A 24445-nucleotide genomic window follows, 5' to 3' on the forward strand; every position below is an offset into this window, starting at 1 on the left:
CATCAGTACGCTGAGGTTTCACTATGCCTCGAAGGAAGATGCATAGGCTCGTCGAGGGCGAACCGCCGGTCTCCATATTCAAGCCAGCAGGAGTGCCAGCAAGAGAGCTAGAGGAGATACTCCTTGAAGTGGACGAGTTCGAGGCAATAAGACTGGCCGACCACATAGGCCTCGATCAGAGAGAGGCTTGCGAGGCAATGAATGTGAGCCAACCGACCTTCAACAGGATACTCAGTTCCGCAAGGAGGAAGATTGCAACAGCTATCGTCAAGGGGTGTGTACTGAGGATCGAGGGGGGCAACTACGTACTCCGTGATGGCTCAGGGGGACTCGAGTGCGTGCAGTGTGGTCACTTTCTGGGACCGGTCTCTTGCGAGACTTCTTCTTGCCCTAAGTGCGGCTCTCAAAGTCTCAGATGGACAAGGAGGTCTCAGAGGTGTGACACCAACCCAGACTGATCAGCTACCACAGACTTTAAATTGCCTGTAATGAATCTAGATTTAGAATCTAGATTCGATTGGTTCGGGAATAACACAAAACCGACCAGACGAAACCAATCCAAGAGGAAGATGCAGATGACAAAGGTGGCTGTGAGTTCGACAGGCAGCAGTCTCAACTCGCCGATAGACCCGCGATTCGGGCGGTGTACATACTTCATAGTAGCGGATACTGACACCATGGAGTTCAAAGCAATTCCCAACCCAGCAGTCAATGCTGCGGGAGGGGCAGGAGTTCAGGCGGCGCAGACAGTGATTGCTGAGGGCGCAGAAGCCGTCATAACCGGCACTGTGGGTCCTCATGCGATGACTGCACTGCATGCAGCAAACAAGCAGATCCTGTCCTGCCCGGCCGGTACAGTGATGCAGGCCATTGAGTCGTACAAGAGGTCAGAACTGAAGACTCTGACCACCTCCGCTCCAGCTTACACAGGAGCAGGTATGGGTGGCCGTGGAAGAATGGGTCATGGTCATGGACGCGGTAGAGGAGGCTGGTGACCACGAGAAAAGTAGTGATCCCAACTGATGACGCAGAAGGCAAGAGCCTCGCAGGTCACTTCGGACGCGCGGAGTACTTTGTGGTCGTTGAGCTAGACGACGCGAATAGAGTGGTCAGGCGAGATGTCCACAACGTAAGAGGAGAACACACCGGAGGCCACGGCTATACGCACGACAACATCATGCGGATGAATCCGGATGCCGTCATCGTTGGCGGCATGGGGCCTAGGGGCATAGCATCGTTCCAGAGCCGGGGTGTGGCCGTGCTGCAGGCCAACAGTCCCTCAGTAGATGAACTCGTGGCAGCATACATCAGCGGCAGACTCGGTGTGCTCACCGAAGGATGTCATGACGCGCATCATCACTAGCCAGCAGGGCCGACGCATCCCCGTTACGACCGTTCATTTTTAGTTGGACAAAGTTTGACACAGGAGTCTTGTCACTCCCAGGAGACGGCACTGGGGTCACTCCTCGAGGTCTCATGAGGTGTCTAACCGACCTCGAGCTCTCAGCTCCCGCACGGAGGTATATATGCACCACGCAGTGATGTCCAAGATTGTCCGACTTCTGGGCAGCTGCTGCTAACCCAATGAGGCACCGGGTCCCAGAGGAGGAGGGGGCATCCACCAGCTCCCAGTGGCCGAACGGTTGATGGGGCAACATGGTATGTCGATGGACCAGCGTGGCCAATAGGAAACCGAAGCCTGCCAGGAGACACGACAGGAGAAGGCAGTCGATTGGAGAGCCCCAAGGAGTCTGAAGATGCTGAGTTCGGCAGGACTTGCCGCTGCAAAGGCGCAGTGACCGGAGTTGCTATGCACCCAACGGGCCGCGATGGCTAGGTTCCATTTCAAGTGATACGACAGATGCGTGGGAGGTCAGCGTGAACACCGATGGCGGCGCGCCGTTGACTCGGAAGCAGCGAGCCCAAGCTTCATGACTCATCACGCCGCGTTTTCTCTGAGCACAGCCAGATCATGAGAACACGCACGCCTATCACAGAACTAGTCGGGGAAGTCTCATCTTCTGTCAACCGTAGCCTGTTGATTCGCAGACTGTTCTTCGACTTGCACACCCCCTTCCGAGAGATCAGAGAACTTGCGTTCCCCGAACTGTTTAACACAGGACGGCCCAGGGTCACTGCCAGAAGAAACGCGGACATTGAGATACTCGCCGCTCTTGGTTGTGACGACTGGCTGGAGTACACCGTTCTGAGGAGTAGGACATTCCCTTCGCAGAAGCGCAGGGCGCCTCACCTCATCATCACGGAGCAGTCAACGCAGCGGTCCTCAGACAGCTTCAGGCAAGTCTGAAGCTCACTCCAGGACACTTCACTGCTGGCCGTCATAGCGCGCCGGTGATGCCGTTCATTTTTAGTTGGACATAGTTGGACACAGGAGTCTTGTCACTCCCAGGAGACGGCACTGTGGTCACTCCTCGAGGTCTCATGAGGTGTCGAACCGACCTCGAGCTCTCAGCTCCTGCACGGAGGTATACATGCACCACGCAGCGATGTCCAAGACCGTCCAGCTTCTGGGCAGCTGCTGCTAACCCATGCTGGCTGATATGGGGGAAGGGGTCGCCGCATCGAGAACTGATGAGGTATTCAGCTACTGCTGCCGGCGCTCGTATCAATGCCCTTGACGCGTACTCCTCTGGACAATGAGTCGATACCAAAGGCACCGGCGAGGACCACGATGATTACGAGCTCGACTACAATCATGAAGGGGATGGGGACAGCCGACCCCGCAGTCTGCATGAGGATTCCACCCAATGCATTGAAGCCGCCATGAAAGAGAGTCGGAGCAACGACATTCCCCTTGCCCCAGTTGTATAGCGCGCCATAGATGACCGATACGACTACGGTCTGAGAAACGAACACCACATATGAACCATAGACATCTGGCATCTGACTGCCGAACACAGCGAAGTGGGGCCAGTGCCACAACGCCCAGATGAGACCAACAATGAGGCTCGATACAAGTGCGCTGTATCTCCTCTGCAGCTCAGGTTGCGCAAACCCTCTCCAGCCAATCTCCTCCCAGACACTCACAAGTGCGGCGACGCACAGCATAGGCACGTACGGCAGCAGGTCGTCCATCGCAAGAGCATACACGCCGCCTGTCAACAGATACAGTGTGACCGCACCATAGAATACCACAAGGGGGAGCAGCAGTGACAGAGCGAGAGCGGTCTTGTCCACCTCTTGTCCCGCAGCCGCAGAGAAGAGCTTCCGCACGCCTGCACCTCTGTTCTGAGAGCGCATGGCGGCGGCAGCGGCAATTGTCGGAGACACTCCGCCAAGAATGACCAGGAGGGCTATCGGTTCGACCGGGAACAGTCCGTAAGAGGACAGGACCCAGGGAACATAGAAGATTGCGCCCAGGGCAAACACAACAGCAATGTACACTACGATTGAGTGCCAGGAAGACGATGACTGAGTTCTCGTACTACCATCCATGAGGCTCATCCTCCGGTCTGCGGTGTGTCCGTGTTTGCAGTGATATCAACGTTTCGTGCGGTCAAGTGGCATCCGAGGTCCGAGCCAAGCGCTTTGCAAGTGCCTTCTTCTGTTCAACGTCGCTTAAGCGCGCAATCATGATGCGCTGTGCCTGCGGAGAGCCAGCGCCGTGCATCGACTCGGCGAGATACCCCACCGCAGCTCGTCCTAGTGTCAGGTTCTCAATCAGACGCAGCATCCTGATGCGGTCGGCGGTCTTCACTCCGTCGGCACCTGCAAGGTACTTCTGGAGGACTGGGCCGGTCTCAGGATCAGTGAGGTCACTTGCACTGGGACAGGTGACGAAGAGCCCCCCCGCAATGTCCTGAAGCAGTCGGGCAATCTCGTACGGGAACCTAGTGACATTCTGCTTGCACACATTGGCGAGCAAGATGTCAACAAGGAAGTTGCCAGCGGGAGTCTTCTGGCCTGCCGCCGAGCAGGCAATGCCACAAGCATAGAGGGTCTCGTTCAAATGTGTCATCTCAGTCAGCTTGTCTTGAATATGGGATGCCTTCGCAACACCATTGTATTCTGCAATGCATGCCGCAGCCCCGACGAGGACATCACCTACCCCAACCTTACAACCACCGTAGCTCTGCCGGTGATACGCAGCAAAGGACTCAACAAGACGACCGCGGAACTCGGTCTCTCCATTCATGAAGACACGCTCGTTCGGCACAAACACATCGTCGAAGACCACCATGCACTCCTGTCCGCCATACATGGGGTTGCCGCAGTCAAGGTCCCCTTCAGGACTCGTGTCAAGCCTCCGCAGGTCGCACGATTGCCTGCCATAGTAGTACTCGATGCCATCTGCATCTGAAGGCACGGCACAACACACGGCATAGTCCGTGTCCTCAGGTCGCATGGCCAAGGTAGGCATGACCAAGTGCTCGTGGGAGTTGATGGCCCCTGTCTGATGCATCTTCGCACCACGTATTACTATGCCATCTGAGTCCCGTGCTGCGACATGGACATAGAGGTCAGGGTCTCTCTGAGCAGAGGGTCGCTTGCCACGGTCTCCTTTGGGGTCCGTCATGGAGCCTGCAATGGTCCAGTCCTCGCTCTCGGCCTTCATGACGAATTCTCTGAACCGCTGATGGTAGTCCGTTCCGAGCTTCGCATCAATCTCGTAGGTGGTCAGAAAGACGGCGTTCATCGCATCCATGCCAACACACCTTTGAAAACATGTGCCGCACTTCTGACCGAGTATGCGCAGCATCTTGACCTTTGACAGGAGGTCCTCGGTGCTACAGTGCAAGTGACAGAACCTGTTCACCGTCGCTCCGGTGAGGAGGGACTTGGCTGTGGCAACGGTCCTGTACTCCGGTGCATGCGCAAGGTCGTAGGTAAGAGCAACGGAGTTCACAGAGGCCCGGACCAGAGGATGCTCGAGAGGACTACGCACCTTCTCGCCAAGCAGATGGACTCTCAGAGGCCGACGCCTCTTGAGGCTCTCAATATACTCGGCACCAGTCATTAGGACCACTGATATCAGACTCCAAGGGCAATCAACGTTACGCAAGAGAAACACATCGACGCATATGAGCTATACCATCAACCGCTTATTGTCAGTCAGACTACGCAGTCACGTTCGGGCAAGGAATGCACCTAATAGGTATGACACAGAATCATTCAATAGACTGGTTCCCATGACCACTCGCGGAGCGCCATGCCATTCTTTGACTTCTCTGGCACAAGGATTCACTACGTCGACATCCAGCCGAAAGAGAGCACCTCCGTAGGCATGCCGATTGTCTTCGTTCATGGAGCCGGCTCATCGCACATATCGTGGAGTCTGCAACTCAGGGAGTTCTCCAAGACCAACAGGTCCATAGCTCTTGACCTCTCAGGCCACGGAGAGTCTGACGATGGCAAACCTGCTGTGTCAATAGAAGACGACTACACATCTGAGCTGAAGGGTCTGATCACTCACCTTGGTCTACAGGACTTCATCCTTGTCGGTCACTCAATGGGAGGCGCCGTGGCAATGAGCTACGTGCTTCGTGAAGACACAGTAAGACCCAGAGGACTGGTACTAGTCGACACATCAAGCTCACTCGACTTGTCGAAGCTTGCACTCGGGCTGGCAATTGAAGCAGTGGAGGACAGACTGCTTCTTTTCAGGAACAGGTCACTGGAGGAGTTCACCGACACTTACAAGATAAAGAGGATTGAAGAACAGACACGTCTGTCGAATCCGGAGGTGCTTCGCAGAGACCTTGCTGCCTGTGACCGCTTCGACATCACGAGCAGGCTCAGTCAGATTGAGGTGCCCACCTTTGTCCTTGTTGGCGACGATGATGACATAGTCCCCCCACGCATTGCCAAGTCACTGCAGAAGTCGATACCGCGCTCCGACATTGCCGTGGTCCGCAAGGCCGATCATGCACCAATGATAGAGAACCCAGAGGAGTTCAACAGACTGCTTCGTCGATTCGTCAAGTGGGTTGAGTCACATGAGGCATGATGAGCCTGAAGCAGAAGTGCAGTTCAGATACCCTAGAGGAAATCATCCTTGAATGTCATGCTTCCTCGATATCATCATCACCGCATGGGCACCAAGACCAGACTACGCTTTAGGAGTTATGGTCGTGTAATACCGCCTCCGTCATAGGTGGTCAGGCTCTGACGAAATGGTAGAAGCAGGGCCTCTTGACCCGAAGAAGGCCTATTATCGACGTGATGACTGAGTCAGCAGATGGTTGCAGAAGGTGTATCCAATGACGACAGCGGAAACATCACAGAAGAGACACCTCGGCATCTTTGCCGCACTGGTGATACCATTGTATCTCACCGCATGGTATGCGTTCAGACCGGTGGAGCCTGAGACCTCACGGATAGTCGAGTCAACGGGCTTCGTCTTGTGGTCACTGATTGCCATGCTACTGTTCCTGACGGTGGCAAGACAGTTCGCGTTCCTTCAGTCCAAGCCCGGGACGGTAATGACCTCCTTGTGCGTCGGTATGCTTCTATGGTGTGCAGCGGAGTCGACTTGGTTGTACTTCACTGTCATCGGTGTGGAACCATTCCCGTCGGTCGCAGATCTGTTCTGGATCGCAGGTTACGTGCCCATGCTGATTGGATTGGGAGTGAACGCACGAGGAATACCTGTCAAGTTCAAGCCCCTGACACTCGTGGTCTGGCTTACAGCCTCGACTGCAATTGTGCTGTTGACATCCATACTAGAGATAGTACCCATCCTCTATGGAGGCGCGGATGTCAGCACTCTGATAACAGTCATCTACCCAGCCTTCGACTCTTTGGTGATATCGCTTGTTCTAGTAATCCTGTTCAAGTTCAAGGCAGGGCAGGTATCAAGACCATGGGCTGCAATTGCAGTAGGATTCATCCTCAACGCAGTCGGAGACATACTGTTCACATATGCAGACTGGCTTGGTCTTTATCAGGGCGCCTATGAACCAGTAGACTATCTTCTGGCAATGGGCTATGCTGCATTCATACTGGGCGGTCTTCTGTTCAGGAGAATCTATGCGACCGAAGGATAGGCGGCCGGCATGATCAAAGGTCTGATGGTCTTCCAATCTGATGGAACCCCTGTCTATTCGTATCCCGACGAGATGACCTCAGCCGACAGCCAGACCGTGGTCACCGGTCTAGTCCATGCAATACAGGTGTTTGCCAAGGACATGTTCGACAAGAAGACCGGGGCCATAAGCTCAGCAACCGTCTCCAACACGATGTTCACGTTTCGTACTCTGACACTGCGAGGTGAGGACGGCAAGCCCCTAGAGTACTGCTTCGTGGTCATGACTGAGGCAGGAAACAGGGAAGACGAAGCGAATGAGGTCTTGGAGTACTTGATGGTGACGTTTCTGGGTTACGAGTCGGGCCGATTCGAGCGTATCCTACGGCAGGGCGTCACTAGCCAAGAGAGCTTCAAGTCGTTTGACAGTTACGCCATCAAGGTCATGACATCAGACTGGCATGCGATCAGGAAGAAAGTCATACCCGTCGCCGCTAGCATCCTGCAGGGAGTGCTGAACGGACTGCGAGGGTATCTCTCTGTGGACCAGATACTCGCGTTCAGCCCGAAGCTGCAACGAATAGGGTCCACCTATGTATGGCTCTCGGACAGGCTTGACGAACACGGAGAACAGGAACTGCTAAGCAAAATTGAACAGACCCTGAGAAGACTCTATGGACCAGGCGTCTTCGAATCAGTGTTGGAACAGGCGAAGAAAGATATGCTGACCGAATAGAGTAGGCCCGGCATCGAAACCGGGTCTACTCACCACCTGCGGCATCCGCAGCCGCAGACCTAGACTAGCAACCTGACCAACCCAAGTTGAGAGCGTCGTCAATCAGAGCCGGAGTCTTGTTGACTCTCTTTCGAGTGTCGCGCTCCCTGCGCTTATGAACACTGGAGTGATTATGTCTTGCCACCATATCACCTCCTGACGCAGATACTCGGCGCTTGCCATTCACCACTGACTCGTCCGAAAGACCAAACAGGGCAAGTGACAGACACAACCAGTGATGCAGTGGTGACACAAGAAGTAGGGCTCTCTCGACAGACGTCCACAACCAGTGGGATTACCAAGCTATCGTTCGAACCAATCATTTCTAGGCGGCATCGCCTGATACGGATTCCTGCAAGAATGCTAATAAGCTTTGATATGGCCAGAATTGGGCTCTATGAGCACTCTGTGGCCCCAGATGATAGTCACCCGACAAGAGAGTCAGTTCAGCCCAGTCACAGAGGAGCGGATGTCGTATTGGCGTTGTTGGAAGCGCTTATAGCATCTAGAGACACGAAGCTCACAAGGTTGACTCACCATGTACTCGAGCCCCGAGAGGTCCTTTACAACCATGACCACCAGGGAGATGGTATCACTCTGGTGGAGGGAGAGATGGGTCAGATACATGGTCTTCTCGCTGACACCCATTGGGTTTGTGGATGCCATCTACACCGTGCTTCTCTGGAACAGCAAAGGAGCGGAGTATGAGATCAATCCGATTGTGCGGCTGGCTCTCTCGACGGAGTGGTGGTACATCTGGTTTGTAACTGATGTCGTCTCATTCTCGTTGTTTGCTATGGTCGCTGGTTCATACTACCTTCACACACGGTCGAGGATATTTGGTACCAAGACAAAGTGGCTGGCAGTACTCGTGGCATTCAGAGTGGCTGCTGCAACTCACAATATCCTGCTGTTCTACTCAGTATCCTATCCAGTCTTTGGGACTGCCCTCGCTGCACTTGTTTCATACCTCTTGCTCAAGCATCTGCTTGGCAGGACCGAGGACATATCGCGGAGAGGTCTCACGGACTACGTCAGATGGAAGTACTATCGTCTAAGGGACCACCTTGTTAGCAGGGGGCTGAAGATGACGCAGACGGAACCAAAGGAAGTCATGGTGCCAGCAGTCAAGGACTCAGTATCATCTACACTGAAAAGGGCAGGATACATCTCCGCCGGGGTGCTTGTGTTCGTCTCCACACCTTTCATACTTGCACTGGTTGGGGATCTGACAGGGCTCACGAGCTGGAGCGAGGTCTTCGGACCCTACGTCTTCTTCAACGAGATATCCGGGCCTGCCTTCATTGTCGGCTTCGTGGTCATACTTGTCCTCACGGCTGCAATACTCCGTCTCTTGCTGGAAGCATTTGGCGACGAGGGTGGTGCGTGGTAGTTCACAGGAGGCCTCAGAATGACTGAAACAGATACAGTAGTCCATTCAACTCGCAAAGCGTGGCTGCTCAGGTCAATCTACATTCTTGTGTCAGTCGGAGTGTTCATCTTCATGCCATTCTTCTTGATTTGGCTGGGCTACGCAACGGGAGTCACATGGTGGAAGGAGACGTTCGGACCGTATGTCTTTTTCGACACGACAACGGGTCCCGCTTTTGTCATAGGCTTTGTTTCCGTGCTGTTCATGGTCGCCCTCATGATCTTCTTCATCATGAAGGCATTCGACACTACAGAAGGAGCATGGTAGGAGTAGCACATGGTGCGAGAGTGTCACAGTGGCATGACTCGCAGATGACCTGTGTTCTGCTTCCGCGAGTCATTGCCAACGTGCCGTGTCTGTGAGTCAGGGGGGGAGTCAGATGTGTGCCATCGTCAGTGCCATGATAGCCTTCTGAACATGAAGTCGATTCTCTGCGATGTCATACACGATAGACCTAGGACCATCGCATACCTCGTCAGTGACCTCCGAGCCCCTATCGACAGGCCCACAGTGGATAAAGTATGCATTGTGGGTCTTTGCCATCCATTCGCGGGTTGTAATCCAGTCTTCGTACTTCATGGCCTTTGCAATCTCCCTCTTCTTGGCCTCATCGTAGCCGTGCCTTAGCGCATCCTCATAGAAGTGACCTGTCATCCAGTTTCGGGAGTAGACAAAGTCCGCGTTCTTGTATCCCTCTTCCAAGTCGTGGACAATCTCAAAGCGGCTGTTGGAGGCTGCTGCGTTATCTTCGCACCACTGGATGACCTGCGGATCAAGGTCATACCCCTCCGGGTAGCAGAGTGTCACATCCGTACCCAGATGCGTGTTTATCAGAATGCTCTCCTGCACGGATGACCAAGAGCGTACCAGGCCACCCTTTGCCCAGACCTGCAGGAGTTTCTTCCCTTTCAGATTCTTACCAGCATGCATTCTCATTCCCATCACATCGGCAAGACCCTGACATGGATGGAATCGGTCGTGTGCCATACTTATGATTGGGACGCTCGCGTGCTGTGCATACTCCCGCAGAAGCTCGTCACCCTGACCATATCTCTCAATGGCTGTTTCAAGCACTCTGATGCCAATGCCGCAAGCATACCTGCTCATGACGTTCGCCGCGTCTTGAACAGTCTCGCCGGCGGTCTTTGCAGACTTCAAACGCATCGTCCCAGGTTCTAGGAACTGCGCATGTCCACCCAGCTCTGTGGCCGCACACTCGAATGACTGTCTCGTGCGGACGCTCGGATTGTAGAAGAACATGAAGAATGTCTTGCGATCAAGACAGTTCCGCAGCGGGTGGTCAAACCTGTGCTCTTTGAACTCAAATGCAAGCGACAGAGCACGTTCTATTTCCTCGGCTGACCACTCCTGCGTTGTGATTAGATCCCGTCCATACAGCTCATTCATTCTGGAACACCGCATGGACGAGAGCGAAGCCGCCTTTAAGACATGTCGCCATGCCATCGGATACCAGAGGCAGCTTCACCAGCTCATGCCGCTCTCAGCTTCGCCTCTAGCTCCTTGATACTATTCTGAATCTGCGTGCCTCTGACAAGTGTCTTCATCAATCGGGTCTGATACTCCTCCTTGCTGATTCGCCCGCTCTGAAAGTCTTGATGCAACGTCTGACGTTCAGCACGCAACTGGTCAGCCGCTTTCCCCAGCGCCGCTTGTCGTATTCGCAACAGTGCTTTTGACTCACCCATTACACTTACATCTGTAGCCATTTGACCAGCTCCTGCATTGTATGTTAGTAGATAATATCGCCTATGTGTTACTCATACATATAAGGGTTGTCATTCGTCACGGCGCTTGGCGCGAACGAGAAGGCCATACGCATGTCCCCTTCACGAGCTATATAGCCACCACACAATTGCCAGTGGTCGGCAGTTCTATATTCATGGAAGAAGGATAGGTAAGCCAAGCGAACAGGAAGAGATAGTCATGAGAATGGTCAGGATTGGACTAGTCCAAGCGTGCTGGGAAGGCAATGTCACCAACGACGAGGAGATAAGAAGAGGCATCGAGAAGATGCTCAAGAAGCACGAGGGGTTCGTCGAAGAGGCTGCAAAGAAGCAGGTTAACATTCTGTGTTTCCAAGAACTGTTCAATGGCCCATACTTCGCTGCCGAGCAGGACCCACGATGGTTCAGGTTTACCGAGAGGATTCCCGGGCCCACATTCGACAGATTCGCACCTCTTGCAGAGAAGCATGGCATGGTCATCATCGCACCGATATATGAGGAGGAGTCACCCGGCTTCTACTACAACACATCCATGATTATCAACTGTGATGGATCGCTTCTTGGAATCTACAGAAAGAGCCACATACCGCACCAGCCACCGGGATACTGGGAGAAGTTCTACTTTAGGCCCGGGAATCTGGGCTACCCAGTGTTCGAGACGCGTTTTGGCAGAATAGGAGTTTACACATGTTACGATCGCCACTTTCCTGAGGGCGCGAGGATACTGGGGCTAAACAACGCGGAGATAGTCTTCACACCGTCAGCAACGACCAGAGGTCATTCGGACCACCTCTGGACACTTGAGCAGTCCGCGCATGCCGTGGCAAATGGGTATTTCGTGGCCGCAATAAACAGGGTGGGCGATGAACCGTGGGGCATTGGACACTTCTACGGCACATCCTACGTTGTCAACCCGAAGGGAGAGGTCTTGGTCAAGGGCTCGGACGACAAAGATGAGCTAGTAATCGCCGACATAGACTTGGACATGACTCGCGAGGTGCGCAACTACTGGCCCTTCTTCAGAGACCGAAGACCGGAAACCTATGAGGACATACTTGGTCTCTAGTCAGCCATACGTTGCAGAGTGGTGTAGCAGTTGTTTGAAAGCCGGGCAGTCGTGGACTTGTGTTTCGAATCGGCACATTCCGATGCCGAGTCACGGGACTGAGGTTATCCCAACGACAGACGAGCTGACCTCAAGAAACGGAGAAGCCTCGCTACATGCACATGGGAGTGAGAAGGCATCCACGTCCTGCTCAGCCCAACAATGAGCGATTCTCGTGAGTACAAAAGGCTATAACGACTGCATGAACGCTCTCAAACAAGGGGTCTTCGACATGGGAGATACCAACAATGACGTCTGGCTGGACATACAGAGGATGCGCACTCGTGCAATCAGACGGGCGATCTGCGGCGCAGCAATGCTGATGTCCTTACTACTGCTGCAGCTTGCCCTCTTCTTTCTTCAGGACGCTGTCTCTGCCCAGGTAATCATTGTCATCATGGTAAATCACTTGATCACTGGGATGGCAGGAATCTTCTTACTGGTATACTATGGCACGGGGTGGATAATGCTCCTTCACAACATGAAAGAGCTGGCCCTACTCGCACCGCCTTCTCCGGTCTTGGTCGGACGTCGCGCGGTACTCCGGAAGGGACCGGTCTACGGTGTCGGCGGCATGGCAGACTTCCTTATGTTTGTTGGCTTTTGTGATTCAAGAGAACTGCAGGGTGGCAAGACGAGACTACCACGGGTCGTACCAATATGGCAATACAGCCATGTGATTGGAGGGCTGCGTGTGACGCGTCGGGAGGGCTTCTATTCCGTACCCACCGCCGAAGGGCGTCATGTCACTGGTGACGGGGTCTTGTACGGACTACTCAGTTTCACTCTAGGACGCATATCGATACCGATTGTTCACACGAGAGAGCAGCTGGACGCGGTGGTGAGCGCACTTGCTGCTGAAGTCACATCTTACGGTGCAGGACGCCTCCAGTGAGCTTCAGAAGTCCCTTGAAGCGCACTCGCGATTGCTCTCATAAGAAACGGCAGTGACAATAAGGAATCTCTTATATCGCTCTAGGCCGCATCTGTGTTGATGACCGACTATGCACAGAGAGATTGCTAAGGGCGTATACTATGTTGGTGTAGACGACCACCACACCCAGCTGTTTGAGAACCTCTGGGCTCTGCCGTTCGGGGTCTCCTACAACGCCTATCTGATAGTGGACGAGAAGATAGCCCTCGTTGAGACCGTGAAGGGGCCGTGGGCCAAGGAATGGATGGACAACATCTCAGAGCTTGTCGACCCCGCCAAAATAGACTACATAATACTCAATCACATGGAGCCGGATCACACAGGATCGCTGCCGGATATTGCTGCAGTGGCAAAGAACGCCACTCTGGTCTATACGCCAAAGGCCTCGTCGATGCAGAAGAGCTTCTACGACGTGCCACTGCGTGAGAAGACAGTCGAGGACCTCGAGGAGATCTCACTGGGCTCGAAGACTCTCAAGTTCGTCCACGCGCAGTTCTTGCACTGGCCGGAGACGATGATGACATACATCATGGAGGACCAGATTCTCTTCTCGTGTGATGCGTTCGGGGCGTTTGGTGCACTGAATGGAAAGCACTTCGACGACGAAATAGACCTGCGGATGGTCGAGTCGGAGAGTCGAAGGTACCTGTCGGCCATAATCACCTCATATCTCAAGTTCATTCAGCAGGGCATAGCCAAGGTCAAAGGACTCGGGATTGGCATCAAGGTCATCGCTCCAAGTCACGGACCCATATATCGAAAGGACCCGATGTGGATAGTGACGAGATATGACGCATGGAGCAGGCCAGAGATGGAGAAGTACTGCACCATAGTCTACGGGACAATGTACGGCTTCAACCACAGGGTGGCAATGAAGCTGAAGAAGGCGCTGATGGAGCTCGGAGTGGAAACGAGAGTCCACAATGTGTCCTACAGCGAAATGAGCAGAGTAGTCACGGACTCTGTGAGAGCCGGGGTGCTCGTCATAGGCACGCCCACCTACGATGCATTCCCGTTCCCCAAGGTGTGGGCGTTTGTCAACGAAGTTGAAGGTAAGAGATTCCCCAAGAGACCGATAGCGCTGTTCGGTAACTATGGCTGGGGAGGCGGGGGTCTGAAGAAACTCCGAGCGCAGCTTGAGGGAGCCAAGTTCGAGGTAATAGAGCCAGTGATTGAGGTCCATGGGAGAGATACTGCATCTGAGGAGGAGAACATCCGAGTACTCGCCAACAAGATTGCAGCGTTGCTGAAGTGAACTGAGAATCCCCAACTCTAGCCTTATATCGTAAGTGGCAGACCAAAGCACATTCCGATAGGAGAACGGGACCTCTAACTGGAGGTCCAGTCCTGTGCGGAGGAAGAAAGATGAACCTAAGAGGAACACAGACCGAGAAGAACCTGCTAATCAGTTTCGCTGGCGAGTCCCAGGCGCGAAACCGATACACCTACTATGCGAGCATAGCTCGCGATGAGGGGTACATACAGATAATGCAGGTCTTTCAGGAGACCGCTGACCAGGAGAAGGAGCATGCAAAACGCTTCTTCAAGATGCTGAAAGAAGGTGGTGCCACGCCCGAGCTCGAGGTGGGCTACAAGTTTCCGACAGGTCCAATGGGCACTACCGAGGAGAACCTGCGCGCTGCTGCGGCAGGGGAGAAGCATGAGTTCAGCACTATGTATCCCGGCTTTGCGGCTGTAGCTGAGAAGGAAGGATTCCCAAAGATAGCAGCCCTGTGGAGGATGGTGGCAAAGGCTGAAACATGGCATCACGAGAGGTATGTCATGCTGGCAGAGAACATAGCCAAGGGACGCGTCTTCAAGCGAGAGAACAAGGTGAAGTGGCGATGCATCAACTGTGGATACGTGCATGAGGGAGAGGCTCCGCCCGAGAGATGTCCCGCATGCGACCACCCAAAGTCGTACTTCATGATCCACGATGCCAATTACTAATCATGAGAGAACATACCTGAACGCAAAAACAGAAACAATCAATTCTGTGCGACTCGGCTCAGACAGGCACGTTCCAACTGTGGCGTTGCGCGGCGGCCTGTGATGCCACCACAACCCGCGTACCATAGGGTCCTGCCTCGCCTCCCGTTCATTCTCAGCCGGACGGGGCTGGACACAGGACCCTCTCCTCAGCTGTGGTGCCTGTGTGTCTGGGTATGTCAGCCGCCAGGCACGACAGGTTCAGAAACACCTGACGTCGTACACGAGTCCCAGACACCAAGACAGGAGAGATGAAACATGCCAAGGGCTTTGCTATTTGATCTTCACCACACGCTGACCAAGACATGCGAGTCCCAAGGAGGACTCTTCCGAACGGTCTGCAGCAGATTCGGAATCGATCTCACTAGACATTCAGTTCATGTGCTCGACAAGGCACTGAGCGAGTCACTCAGCTCGATTCACGAGTATCAGCTGGCACACAATGTGGAGTATACGTGGTTTCCGCAACCGGAGGACTGGCTGAAGGCAGACAGAGAGCTGTTCAGGAATCTGGGTTATGAGGACATGAGCGACACAACGCTCATGTCACTGAGGAGGGAATACATACACGAGTTCGGAAACGGCTGGGAGACACTTCACGAACAGGCAGAGCCTACACTGAGGGAGCTACGCAGGAGGGGGTATGTATTGGGTCTCTGCACCAGAAGGGGCCTTGACCCACGGCACCTTCTTCAAAAGTGGGGTGTGGATGATGTCTTCTCTGTAGTAGAATACTCAGCCGTTGTTGGATATCAGAAACCAAGCCCATTCACTCTTCTCAGAGCTGCAGAAGCGCTCGGCCTGAACCCCAGACTCTGTGCATACGTGGGAAATGCAGTGGACGCTGATGTGGCTGCAGCAGTCCGTGCAGAGATGGTACCGGTGCTGCTGACTTGGGCGGGCCCAGAGAGTGACACCGTTGTCCCAGAGGGGACACTCGTACTGAACGAGATTAGAGACCTCCTGAAGCACTTCTGACCAACCATCTCGTAAGACTTGGTAGTTCAGGCTACGCTTCATATGGTGGTGGTCTGCCGAAGGTGCACACACACCATACCTCTAAATACCGCTGAATAGCTCGTAATAAGGAGAGTCATGCACCACCACCACGAGGAATGATGATGACTCTGACCCACCGGACTAAGCAGGACACACTCATAGAACGCCTCTTTCTCTCAGTCAACGTGGCGTCCATAGTCGCCATCCTGACATGGGGAGTGTTCTATGCAGGATACCTACTCACAAACGAGGCGATTCTTCAGTCCATACTGGATGCCCTGGCGAACTGGGACTTTCTTGCCTTCCAAGCGGCCATTGAGAGCGTGACCTCAGGGATAATCTCCAGTGACGGATGGGTCAGTGTGGCGATAGGTCTTGGGTTGCTCTTCATGTCCATCCTCTTCGTACTGAACACAGGAGGCATTGTCTTCTCGGTCTTCATCCACAGGTCGTTCAGTGCCGGAGGAACCCCGACCCTGAGGTGGTGGCGTCTCAGCATCTCGCGCTTGTATCTAACAGTGAGGCTTGTGTTCTTCATTGCGTTGTACAAAGCCAGCAGCGCCACTGGTTTCGACATTCTTCTCAAGCGCTTTCCGGACAACACAGTGCTGAATCTCTCGTTCTTCTTCAGTAGTGCGCTGAGTCTGGGGACAATCATCGTGTTGGCGAGCGTCATCAAAGTGGTTGTGTATGAGCTGGCCAGATACGAGACCATGATTGAGTCGAATAGGACCAGAATCTCTAGGGCACTGAAGGAGTACCTTGACCGATGGAGAAACCAGATGATACTCATAGAGGAGGCGCTGTTTTCTGACGATGTTGGCTACGTCAGGGCCAAGCTGGAGGACGCGACTCGCGACATGAAGTCCGATGTAAGACTCCTCGAACGCTCACGATCGGACTTGGACCGGATTGCATCGCCGCAGGAGATAATCCGCAAGCTCTTGCTGACGTTCATAGGAGTGGTGATCATCCAGATGGCTGCGGACATAGTCCTGTATGTCGGATGGGGACGTGTATTAGACCTCATTATGGGGTGGATTCTGTGAGCACACTGGAGGTTGAAACCAGATGAGAGAACCCATGACTATTGTGGTCACCTCTAACAAGGGAGGTAGCGGCAAGACACCTATAGGAATCAGCACCGTCATTTGGGCATTGTCAAAGCAGCAACCGTGGAGAGTACTGGCAATTGACATCAACCACACAAACCAAGACCTCTTTCAAGCCCTATCTCATCTCTCCCCCGATGGTGAAGGGAGATTTGAGACCGCTTTCACCCTCCCAAAGACTGGGACCGCGTACTATCTCCCCTTGAGCGACCGGCTTCACCTCGTCCGTTCCCGAGCGTTCCAGCCGCTGTCACCACCCCAGGTTTTTGAGATGATTGGCTCCGCTTCCGCCGAGTATGCGAAACAGAAGGGGCAACCGCGATTTGAACCGGACTTGATAGTGCTCGACGCGAACTACTGCTTCCCCAGCTACAGAATGACCGAGGCGCCAACGGGCAAATACCCTGCCATGTACTTCTTCAACATCTGGAGCATAACCAGCCCGCATGAACTCAGAACGCCTGTCGACTATCGTACGGCCATCAGCGAGTTTAGAGATGCCTCTGGAAACCAGACATGGGACTCGACCAATTTCATACACATATTTACCCTTCTCGAGAAGGAGCGGAAGATATCGTCTGAGGTGACGAGACTAGTGAAGATGCAACGAGCTATCTACTCGGTCGCTGGCTCGGATGACCTCGCGGACCTCTATAGGCGAACAGTGCTGGATACCACGACGAAAAGCACGGGATTCTCGTTCGACCAGATACAGAAGGATGTGTTCACACCAATACTTGCCGAGATCGAGTCGCTGACGGTTGAGGACCCGTCCGCATACTCTGAAGATGTCATGAACGCCAGATGGATTGAGCGACTCAACATCTTTCTGTCGACTCACAGAGTCTATCCACTCAACGTGCTCCCTCTTCCTCACCACTATCCCCACCTGAGAAGGAATGTTGTCGACATGATACTTCGAGAGCGGCTGAGTCTGGACCTAGTAAAGCGCATGTTCGGGGACTTCTTCACATGGATGAGCATGTTCATGGAAAGACGCTTTGCAGAGACCGGTCAGTAGAGCATACGCCACATTCATGCTCCACAATCCCATCCCACTTCCTCATGGGACGTAATATGTCACACGGGCTTGCTCTGAACCACCTTGACCAGTGACGCGATGGGTGGCCGCATACAGAGACGCAATCACTTGATATACCCGGACTCTCCTACGTATGTCAACGGGCAACGGGAAGTTGTAAGCACGGCCCTGCGGCGATGAGGGAAATGGTCCGAGTAGTACACATCTCTGACTCCCATCTGGGATGCTCCATGTTCCAACTGGCCGAGAGAAGAGAAGACTCACGTCGATGCTTTAGAAAGGCAATCGACATGGCCATGCGCCACAAACCTGACGTGATTGTGCACACAGGAGATCTCTTCGACTCGCCAGACCCTGCTCCTGAAGACCTCAACACAGCTCTTGAGGCATTCAGGGGAATCAAAGACCAAGTTGAGGTGTTTGTCCTACAGGGCAACCACGACCTCCACTACGGATTCAGAAGGGGAATCAGTCCAATACGCACTCTTGAGGCGGCAGGCGTCGTGAAGGGCACGGGAGACAAGGTCTACGCGAGACATGTGATCGACGTTGACGGAGAGTCTGTAGAGATTCATCTCATATCCTGGACGAGAATGGAAGAGGTCACCCGGCTGGCTCACTCAATCAGGCCTTCAGAAGAGACTGCTCTGCTCTTCTGTCACGACATACCAGATGACAGAGAGAAGATGCCCCCTGACTTCGACTACATAGGCTTTGGACACGGACACAACTTCTGGCTGGATGAAGAGCTCCGGATGGGCAGACCGGGCTCGACGTGTGTTGTAGACTGGAAGAAGGAACTCGAAGGAAAGAAGAAGCTGATAGTCATCGACATCTCAGACGCAGGAAACAAGTACCTCACAGAGACACTGAATGATGTTCGCGAGTTTAAGCTTGTGAGAGGGCTTAACATCACGGGCATGGGACCCGATGAGGCCAACGGCTTCCTCCGAAAGAAGATAGCCGAGCTCTCGGTCAGGAAGATGACCAGTCCAATCGTAATAATCGAAGTCAATGGCATGGTTGACGCGGAGACTGACAATTCAATCAGACGGGCTGAACTGCTGGAGCACGGTCTCAAGACTCTCGACCCGCTGTTCCTGCATATCGAGCCGAACTGGAGGTGTCTGGGCGCCCGACCGGTCGTGCTCAGGGAACCACTGAACGTTGAGAGGTCCGTCGCAGACTACATGGAACAGACCGGCGAAACAGACTCACAAAGCTTGCTTTCACTATTGAGAGAGATAGAGGAGGGGTCTGCAAATTGATCAACAAGATCAGACTGAGAGACTTCAAGGTGTTCTCAGACCAAGAGCTCAGCTTCGGCGAAGGAATCACATCGATAGTTGGTCCAAACGGAACAGGAAAGACAACAGTCCTTGAGGCCATTGAGTTTGCACTGTTCAAACAAGTGAGAAGAAAGGACAAGCAGGTCCGACGAGTGGAGGACTTCATCCGACACGGGCAGAACAACGCAAATGTGGACCTATGGTTCACAGCACCCGTCAATGGCAGAGAATACAAGGTCTCGAGGTCAATCCATAAGGGGCAGACAAGTGCGGACCTGTATCAGGCGGGCGACAAGAGCCCGCTGGTGTCGGGTCCCGAGAAGGTGGACGCGGAGATTGTGAAACTACTGGGCGTAAACCGGGACGCCTTCTCCGCTCTCACATATGTTCGGCAGGGAGAGATAGACCAACTATCAAGGAAGACCCCCAAGGAGAGGAAGGAATACCTCTTCGACATGATGGGACTCGGGATGTACACTGCTGTGGCTGGTAGGGTCCAGAAGAGAGCTGCAGAGATAGCGAAGGAAGTCAAGGGATTGGAAGAGTCCAAACAGAAGCTCTTGGAACTGAGGGGACACTTTCCGGCTCAAGATGACGTGCTAGCTGCAGTTCAAGCAGTGAAGCGCCTTGAGGGGTCGCTTGGAAGCAGTCCGGACATCGATGTGATAAGTAGGGTACTGGAAGCGGTGGAGTCTGCACTAGTAAGGATCTCAACGGACATAGACTCCTTGGACCTGTCGAAGAGCCAGGATACACTGAAGAAACGGTCAGAGCTTGCCAAGCGGCTCAGGCAGATAGTAGAGGCCATCCCGCAAGTGGCAGAAGAACAGCTCAGACCACTAGTGAGAGAAGAGGCAAAGGCCATCTTCCTGAACATCTTCGGCGACAGATACAGTGACCTCGTCCTAGACGATGACTACAAGGTCTCACTCTACAATGTTCAGGGACATCCGGTTCCTCTTGTTGCAGCCTCCGGTGGAGAAGACGTGTGTGTCAACTTCGCGCTCAGAGTGGGAGTCAACACCGCTCTCCAGAAGTATGCTGCATCGAATCAGGCCTTCAAGGGGAGCGCGCTCAAGCTCATAATCCTCGATGAACCGGGTGCGGGTCTGGATGCTCAACGCAGGAGATGGCTACCCGAAGCAGTGAGAGCACTGGAGTCAGTCAGACAGGTGATTGTTGTCACGCACATGGACGAGTTGCGCGAAGCCGCTGACACTGTCATCTCACTCACACCCCAGGGCAAGGGAAGGCAGCCGGCAGTGGAAGTCCAGCACTAGAACACTAGGTCTCAAAGATGCTCTCCCGCATATCGGTGACGTCTGTTCCGGATGTGACAAGCTGTCTGAGCTTGAGTGCGACCTTCTTGTCCCCAAGTGCGATGCCTCCCACCACAACATGATCCTTCAGGACGGCCTTGAAGTAGGTCCCGGCATCAGCATCGGAAGACACGATGGACTCGTATTCTGTCGACAGGGGGTTGATGACCCCCAGCGAAGTCAGGTCAATCCCTGCCACCTGAAGCGTGTTTGACGGCACGATGCCATCAAAGGCCGCGGAGCCATGCTGCACAATGTTCTGCGCGGCAACCCGGCCCGTTTCAAGTGCGGCCGGAATGATCCCCCAAGTCTGTCCGTTCCACTCGATACAGTCGCCCGCCGCATAGACGCCATCTGCAGATGTCTTCATCGTTGAATCGACCTTGACCCCCCTTCCGCACAGCAGTCCGGACTCCTGGGCCACCGTCTTGTTTGGCCTGACACCCGCCGCAATCACTACCATGTCCCCCTTCACCTTGTCGCCTCCTGAAGACATGACCCCAGTGACACTCTCATGGCCGATGATCTGTTCACAGTTGAAACCCAGAAGAAGCTCGAGACCCGTGGCCTTCAGACGTTCGGCCAGCATGCTGCTTGCGCCGTCGTCCAGCTGCTGTGGAAGTAGTCGCGCAATGTTGTTGATAACGACTAGCTCTCTACCCCTGGCCTTCATTGCAGCTGCAAGCTCTATTCCGAGTATTCCACCGCCGATGACAATGGCGCGTCTGGCAGTCGCAATCGCTTCCTTGATGCTGATGGCGTCATCCAGCGTACGAAGCACATACACATTCTTCTTCTCCGTCCCGTGTATGGGGGGCACAAGCGGAATACTACCTGGCACGACCAATAGCCGGTCATATGAGAAGTGCGTGGACTTGCGAGTCAACAGGCTCCTAGAAGAGAGCTCGATACGAACCACGGTCTCATCCAGATGAAGCGAGATGTCTTGCTTCCTGTACCAATCCACATCATACTGAATGACCTTCTCTTGTGGGATTCGTCCAGCAATGAACTCGATGAGTTTGGGTTTCGGATAGTATGCGTACTTTTCGTCCGAGAACACATCGATGGTAACCGAAGACTCCAGCTTACGAATCTCTCGAATCGCGGTCACAGCAGCGACTCCATTGCCCATGATTCCGATGCGCGTCATTGTGCGACTCACCAGGGGACGAACTGAGACAGCAAAGAGACGACTCGGCCTTTTGAGTTCGACGGAGCCATCGGTTGACAAAGGTTTTATCCTGTTGACTGTATGGTTTGAGTCTGGTGATTCACACGATATCGCAGGTTAGGGGTGGCCTAGTCCTCACGGCCACTACAATAGTTGTCTTGCTTATCTGCAGCAATGCACTACCAGTGCATGCTGCCGTGGCAACACTATGGGACATGGAATACACACAGGTTCTGACAGAAGATACTAACGGCCATTCCTACGTGGTCGACGATGACCCGTACGATTGGGCCACCTTTCCAAACTATCTGCTGCATAGGCAGGACGTTGGCATAAACGCTACGTATTACTATCGGACGGAATGGGATAGAGAAGAAGAAGTGCTGGCAGGTCCGTCTGAGACGCTCATATACCTCGACGAGCCTTCCGAGTCGTGGGGGTGGCTGTCCAACACCACGGTTCTGACCAGATTCTTGGAACTGTCTAACATGACCAATGAGGACCTGAGTCTCACTGTCCGTATGCACAGGATGGAGTATGGGTTGAATGTCGGGGCACCCAACACCATACTTCTGAGGTCAGGCTACGCAGCTGTGGGCACCTTCAACCTCACGAACGAGGAATTCATTCATGTGGCACTCTCGTCCAACCAGGACGACATTGCGATCATGGCTGTGGTGTTCGGTCCAGACCATCGTGGCCTCGGGGAAGCACAGCTGACAGAAGGCGAATCGACAGTCATGCCCTTCAGGACTTCGGGTCCCGGAATGTATTATATGTTATTCATCAGCGAAGGATTCAACAGCGCCTACATGTCCGTCGACGTCACAATCACTCCCATCACCCCGACTGCACTGTCTGCCGGATCGTATGTGGAGGGCACTCTTGAAGGTGGTGAGATTGTGTTGAATGATGATGGATCAGTCACACACAGGGAGAGAGTCCCGCAGGCACACACCTACAAGTTCGCCACTAACTCTACTCATCCGGGGCTGATTCACCTCCGAGTGAACTATCCTGAAATGGTCCTGTATCCCGCTTTCAGTCCCTACGCAATCATCACTAGCACAGCGAATACAGAGACCGGAATACCAGCGGTCTTCCTCGATGCCATGGACATAAACTATGGAGTGTATCCCTATCAATCGTTCCAAGGTGAGGTGTACTATCTCACGGTGATTGGTCAGGATGGTGCCACGTACACAATATACAACGAGGTCCCATCGCTCAACTTACTGCCAGTCAACAGTGAGTTCTACATCGACAATATACTGCAGCAGAGGAGGACAGTTGCCTACTCACTTCCGCTTGCTACAGACAGTGTCTTGAAGGTCAATTCCTCACTTACGGTTGGCGGATTCGAATGGAGGGTCTTCCGAGTGTTCGAAGACATGAACTACAGGGTCCTATCCGTGTCAGCTTCAGACAACTTTGACCTTGCTCAGACCTACTACCTGCCAGCCGGCAACTACCTCGTCGTCGGAAGGAGCAGCACCGAAACTAGAGGACTCTATGAGTTCAATCTCGGTCCAGTGGTCAGCGGCGCTGGCGGCGTAGCCGTAGACAATGGGAGACTGATAGGGCTCAAGGTTCCCACACAGGTCTATGACCTCTACACCATGAATGTCACCTTGACCACACACGATAACATCACAGTGAGCACGGGCATCAGCATGATCACCAACCTCGGAATGGAGATGGTATCGTCATCTGCAACGCTGGGCAATAGACAGAACGGATTGAGGTGGGAGGCACATGGTGCGAACCGAACTACCCTCAATACCGGTGCGGTCTTCAATGATGGCTTTGGGGTCATCGTGCTTTCTCCGTACAGCGTCGTTAACAACACAGGTGGGTTGGGCGGCAATCATTACTATCACTATACGGTCGACTACTTCGTGACATTCGAAGAATGGGACTACTTCAATGGTTCATCAACGTTCTCAGTAGCAGCAAGCCCGGTCTGGCATAACATAACACTCGGAGACCCCGGCGATGCCGAAGAGAACTACAAGATCACGATGGGATGCACACCTGATACATGGTTCACAGTTGAGGTGTTCACAGACGATGTGAGCGACTGGGAAGTGTCAGTGTACCAGAGCATAGACGGAAAGAGTCAGTTCATACCTTGGTATGACATTGAGAACGATGTACTCGAAGGCACTGTCGAGAAAGCCAAGTTCCAAGTGGGATCTTTGACGGACGAGCTCGTATTCTTCTTCAGTATCGACAGAAGTCTGGTCGATGAGGGAAGACTAGACATCAGAGTCACCCCTCATGTCATGAACTACATGGCAGCTCCACCAATCGTATACAGAGCTGGCTCAGCTGTGCAACCAACCGGCGAGTTCCCGGTACTGGCCCTTGCGGGCGTGAGTGTGGCTGCTGCTGTTGTGGTCATTGCAGTTGTAGTCTACTTGAAGAAGAAGAAGTAGACCGACAGGCAGAGGCCTTGCCGCCTCTGCCACTCCTTTTGTTGTGACTTCCAGCCCCATCACTCACTGCTAGCAGACACTTCATCGCTGGACGAGCAGAGCTGTAC

General features: G+C 53.7%; 24 protein-coding genes. 19 read left to right on the plus strand and 5 right to left on the minus strand.

Features of this window, described 5'->3' with window-relative positions:
* The first annotated feature begins 23 nt into the window (after positions 1 to 23).
* From HXY34_09955 to HXY34_09970, 4 genes are all read left to right on the plus strand, one after another.
* Complete coding sequence (locus HXY34_09955; protein ID NWF96449.1) at positions 24 to 458, plus strand: DUF134 domain-containing protein; 435 nt, start codon at positions 24 to 26, stop codon at positions 456 to 458.
* Between the two features lie 117 nt (positions 459 to 575).
* Positions 576 to 995, plus strand: a complete 420-nt coding sequence (locus HXY34_09960) for a dinitrogenase iron-molybdenum cofactor biosynthesis protein (protein ID NWF96450.1) — start codon at positions 576 to 578, stop codon at positions 993 to 995.
* Positions 992 to 1363 (plus strand): NifB/NifX family molybdenum-iron cluster-binding protein, encoded by a 372-nt coding sequence (locus HXY34_09965; protein ID NWF96451.1) that lies wholly within the window; start codon positions 992 to 994, stop codon positions 1361 to 1363. The genes HXY34_09960 and HXY34_09965 overlap by 4 nt, the downstream gene beginning before the upstream one ends.
* A gap of 609 nt (positions 1364 to 1972) precedes the next feature.
* On the plus strand, positions 1973 to 2308 hold the full coding sequence (locus tag HXY34_09970; protein NWF96452.1) for a hypothetical protein: 336 nt from the start codon (positions 1973 to 1975) through the stop codon (positions 2306 to 2308).
* 293 nt (positions 2309 to 2601) lie between these two features.
* Here the strand turns inward: HXY34_09970 and HXY34_09975 are convergent, their stop codons facing one another.
* Both HXY34_09975 and HXY34_09980 read right to left on the minus strand, forming a co-directional pair.
* Entirely contained in the window at positions 2602 to 3456 is an 855-nt protein-coding gene (locus HXY34_09975) for a CPBP family intramembrane metalloprotease (GenBank protein NWF96453.1), read from the minus strand.
* 61 nt (positions 3457 to 3517) lie between these two features.
* Positions 3518 to 4978, minus strand: coding sequence for a 4-hydroxybutyryl-CoA dehydratase (locus HXY34_09980; protein NWF96454.1), 1461 nt, complete (start codon positions 4976 to 4978; stop codon positions 3518 to 3520).
* Positions 4979 to 5170: 192 nt separating this feature from the next.
* On the opposite strand from HXY34_09980, the gene HXY34_09985 reads away from it, so the two are divergent.
* The 5 genes from HXY34_09985 (at position 5171) to HXY34_10005 (ending at position 9459) form a co-directional block, all read left to right on the plus strand.
* A complete protein-coding gene (locus tag HXY34_09985; protein ID NWF96455.1) occupies positions 5171 to 5968 on the plus strand; it encodes an alpha/beta hydrolase in 798 nt (265 codons plus the stop codon).
* Between the two features lie 253 nt (positions 5969 to 6221).
* A complete protein-coding gene (locus tag HXY34_09990) occupies positions 6222 to 7007 on the plus strand; it encodes a hypothetical protein (protein ID NWF96456.1) in 786 nt (261 codons plus the stop codon).
* Positions 7008 to 7016: 9 nt separating this feature from the next.
* Positions 7017 to 7721, plus strand: a complete 705-nt coding sequence (locus tag HXY34_09995) for a hypothetical protein (GenBank protein ID NWF96457.1) — start codon at positions 7017 to 7019, stop codon at positions 7719 to 7721.
* A gap of 610 nt (positions 7722 to 8331) precedes the next feature.
* Positions 8332 to 9153, plus strand: a complete 822-nt coding sequence (locus tag HXY34_10000; protein NWF96458.1) for a hypothetical protein — start codon at positions 8332 to 8334, stop codon at positions 9151 to 9153.
* An 18-nt stretch (positions 9154 to 9171) separates the two neighbouring features.
* Complete coding sequence (locus tag HXY34_10005) at positions 9172 to 9459, plus strand: hypothetical protein (protein NWF96459.1); 288 nt, start codon at positions 9172 to 9174, stop codon at positions 9457 to 9459.
* A 108-nt stretch (positions 9460 to 9567) separates the two neighbouring features.
* Here the strand turns inward: HXY34_10005 and HXY34_10010 are convergent, their stop codons facing one another.
* Both HXY34_10010 and HXY34_10015 read right to left on the minus strand, forming a co-directional pair.
* Complete coding sequence (locus HXY34_10010) at positions 9568 to 10599, minus strand: ornithine carbamoyltransferase (GenBank protein NWF96460.1); 1032 nt, start codon at positions 10597 to 10599, stop codon at positions 9568 to 9570.
* An 83-nt stretch (positions 10600 to 10682) separates the two neighbouring features.
* Positions 10683 to 10919: a hypothetical protein gene (locus HXY34_10015; protein ID NWF96461.1), complete on the minus strand. Its 237-nt coding sequence runs from the start codon at positions 10917 to 10919 to the stop codon at positions 10683 to 10685.
* 217 nt (positions 10920 to 11136) lie between these two features.
* Between HXY34_10015 and HXY34_10020 the strand changes: the two genes are divergently transcribed.
* The 9 genes from HXY34_10020 to HXY34_10060 all read left to right on the plus strand — a co-directional run bounded on the left by HXY34_10020 (position 11137) and on the right by HXY34_10060 (position 20687).
* Entirely contained in the window at positions 11137 to 12003 is an 867-nt protein-coding gene (locus HXY34_10020) for an acyltransferase (GenBank protein NWF96462.1), read from the plus strand.
* Between the two features lie 214 nt (positions 12004 to 12217).
* Complete coding sequence (locus HXY34_10025) at positions 12218 to 12937, plus strand: hypothetical protein (protein ID NWF96463.1); 720 nt, start codon at positions 12218 to 12220, stop codon at positions 12935 to 12937.
* A 109-nt stretch (positions 12938 to 13046) separates the two neighbouring features.
* Entirely contained in the window at positions 13047 to 14231 is a 1185-nt protein-coding gene (locus tag HXY34_10030; protein ID NWF96464.1) for an FprA family A-type flavoprotein, read from the plus strand.
* A 110-nt stretch (positions 14232 to 14341) separates the two neighbouring features.
* Complete coding sequence (locus HXY34_10035) at positions 14342 to 14926, plus strand: rubrerythrin family protein (protein NWF96465.1); 585 nt, start codon at positions 14342 to 14344, stop codon at positions 14924 to 14926.
* 297 nt (positions 14927 to 15223) lie between these two features.
* Positions 15224 to 15943, plus strand: a complete 720-nt coding sequence (locus HXY34_10040; GenBank protein NWF96466.1) for an HAD family hydrolase — start codon at positions 15224 to 15226, stop codon at positions 15941 to 15943.
* 143 nt (positions 15944 to 16086) lie between these two features.
* Positions 16087 to 17013 (plus strand): hypothetical protein, encoded by a 927-nt coding sequence (locus tag HXY34_10045; protein NWF96467.1) that lies wholly within the window; start codon positions 16087 to 16089, stop codon positions 17011 to 17013.
* Between the two features lie 22 nt (positions 17014 to 17035).
* Entirely contained in the window at positions 17036 to 18097 is a 1062-nt protein-coding gene (locus HXY34_10050) for a hypothetical protein (GenBank protein ID NWF96468.1), read from the plus strand.
* 206 nt (positions 18098 to 18303) lie between these two features.
* Positions 18304 to 19386: a metallophosphoesterase gene (locus tag HXY34_10055; protein NWF96469.1), complete on the plus strand. Its 1083-nt coding sequence runs from the start codon at positions 18304 to 18306 to the stop codon at positions 19384 to 19386.
* Positions 19383 to 20687, plus strand: a complete 1305-nt coding sequence (locus tag HXY34_10060; protein ID NWF96470.1) for an AAA family ATPase — start codon at positions 19383 to 19385, stop codon at positions 20685 to 20687. The genes HXY34_10055 and HXY34_10060 overlap by 4 nt, the downstream gene beginning before the upstream one ends.
* 4 nt (positions 20688 to 20691) lie before the next feature.
* Here HXY34_10060 and HXY34_10065 read toward each other — a convergent pair whose 3' ends face one another.
* Complete coding sequence (locus HXY34_10065; protein NWF96471.1) at positions 20692 to 21879, minus strand: NAD(P)/FAD-dependent oxidoreductase; 1188 nt, start codon at positions 21877 to 21879, stop codon at positions 20692 to 20694.
* 107 nt (positions 21880 to 21986) lie between these two features.
* Here HXY34_10065 and HXY34_10070 point away from each other — a divergent pair, with 107 nt between their 5' ends.
* The gene (locus HXY34_10070; protein ID NWF96472.1) at positions 21987 to 24338 is read left to right on the plus strand and encodes a hypothetical protein; all 2352 of its coding nucleotides are present in this window, start codon (positions 21987 to 21989) and stop codon (positions 24336 to 24338) included.
* Positions 24339 to 24445: the final 107 nt, after the last annotated feature.

It is taken from the genome of Candidatus Thorarchaeota archaeon (assembly GCA_013388835.1).
In the GTDB taxonomy this organism is placed as follows: domain Archaea; phylum Asgardarchaeota; class Thorarchaeia; order Thorarchaeales; family Thorarchaeaceae; genus JACAEL01.

What these genes read in the sequence shown, in the direction of transcription:
- HXY34_09980 (NWF96454.1), bottom strand. Translation starts at nt 4,978, where the DNA reads ATGACTGGTGCCGAGTATATTGAGAGCCTCAAGAGGCGTCGGCCTCTG.
- HXY34_10020 (NWF96462.1), top strand. Translation starts at nt 11,137, where the DNA reads ATGAGAATGGTCAGGATTGGACTAGTCCAAGCGTGCTGGGAAGGCAAT.
- HXY34_09985 (NWF96455.1), top strand. Translation starts at nt 5,171, where the DNA reads ATGCCATTCTTTGACTTCTCTGGCACAAGGATTCACTACGTCGACATC.
- HXY34_10030 (NWF96464.1), top strand. Translation starts at nt 13,047, where the DNA reads ATGCACAGAGAGATTGCTAAGGGCGTATACTATGTTGGTGTAGACGAC.
- HXY34_10015 (NWF96461.1), bottom strand. Translation starts at nt 10,919, where the DNA reads ATGGCTACAGATGTAAGTGTAATGGGTGAGTCAAAAGCACTGTTGCGA.
- HXY34_10040 (NWF96466.1), top strand. Translation starts at nt 15,224, where the DNA reads ATGCCAAGGGCTTTGCTATTTGATCTTCACCACACGCTGACCAAGACA.
- HXY34_09995 (NWF96457.1), top strand. Translation starts at nt 7,017, where the DNA reads ATGATCAAAGGTCTGATGGTCTTCCAATCTGATGGAACCCCTGTCTAT.
- HXY34_09975 (NWF96453.1), bottom strand. Translation starts at nt 3,456, where the DNA reads ATGGATGGTAGTACGAGAACTCAGTCATCGTCTTCCTGGCACTCAATC.
- HXY34_09990 (NWF96456.1), top strand. Translation starts at nt 6,222, where the DNA reads ATGACGACAGCGGAAACATCACAGAAGAGACACCTCGGCATCTTTGCC.
- HXY34_10065 (NWF96471.1), bottom strand. Translation starts at nt 21,879, where the DNA reads ATGACGCGCATCGGAATCATGGGCAATGGAGTCGCTGCTGTGACCGCG.
- HXY34_10045 (NWF96467.1), top strand. Translation starts at nt 16,087, where the DNA reads ATGACTCTGACCCACCGGACTAAGCAGGACACACTCATAGAACGCCTC.
- HXY34_10035 (NWF96465.1), top strand. Translation starts at nt 14,342, where the DNA reads ATGAACCTAAGAGGAACACAGACCGAGAAGAACCTGCTAATCAGTTTC.
- HXY34_09970 (NWF96452.1), top strand. Translation starts at nt 1,973, where the DNA reads ATGAGAACACGCACGCCTATCACAGAACTAGTCGGGGAAGTCTCATCT.
- HXY34_10010 (NWF96460.1), bottom strand. Translation starts at nt 10,599, where the DNA reads ATGAATGAGCTGTATGGACGGGATCTAATCACAACGCAGGAGTGGTCA.
- HXY34_10055 (NWF96469.1), top strand. Translation starts at nt 18,304, where the DNA reads ATGGTCCGAGTAGTACACATCTCTGACTCCCATCTGGGATGCTCCATG.
- HXY34_09955 (NWF96449.1), top strand. Translation starts at nt 24, where the DNA reads ATGCCTCGAAGGAAGATGCATAGGCTCGTCGAGGGCGAACCGCCGGTC.
- HXY34_10050 (NWF96468.1), top strand. Translation starts at nt 17,036, where the DNA reads ATGAGAGAACCCATGACTATTGTGGTCACCTCTAACAAGGGAGGTAGC.
- HXY34_10005 (NWF96459.1), top strand. Translation starts at nt 9,172, where the DNA reads ATGACTGAAACAGATACAGTAGTCCATTCAACTCGCAAAGCGTGGCTG.
- HXY34_10000 (NWF96458.1), top strand. Translation starts at nt 8,332, where the DNA reads ATGACCACCAGGGAGATGGTATCACTCTGGTGGAGGGAGAGATGGGTC.
- HXY34_09960 (NWF96450.1), top strand. Translation starts at nt 576, where the DNA reads ATGACAAAGGTGGCTGTGAGTTCGACAGGCAGCAGTCTCAACTCGCCG.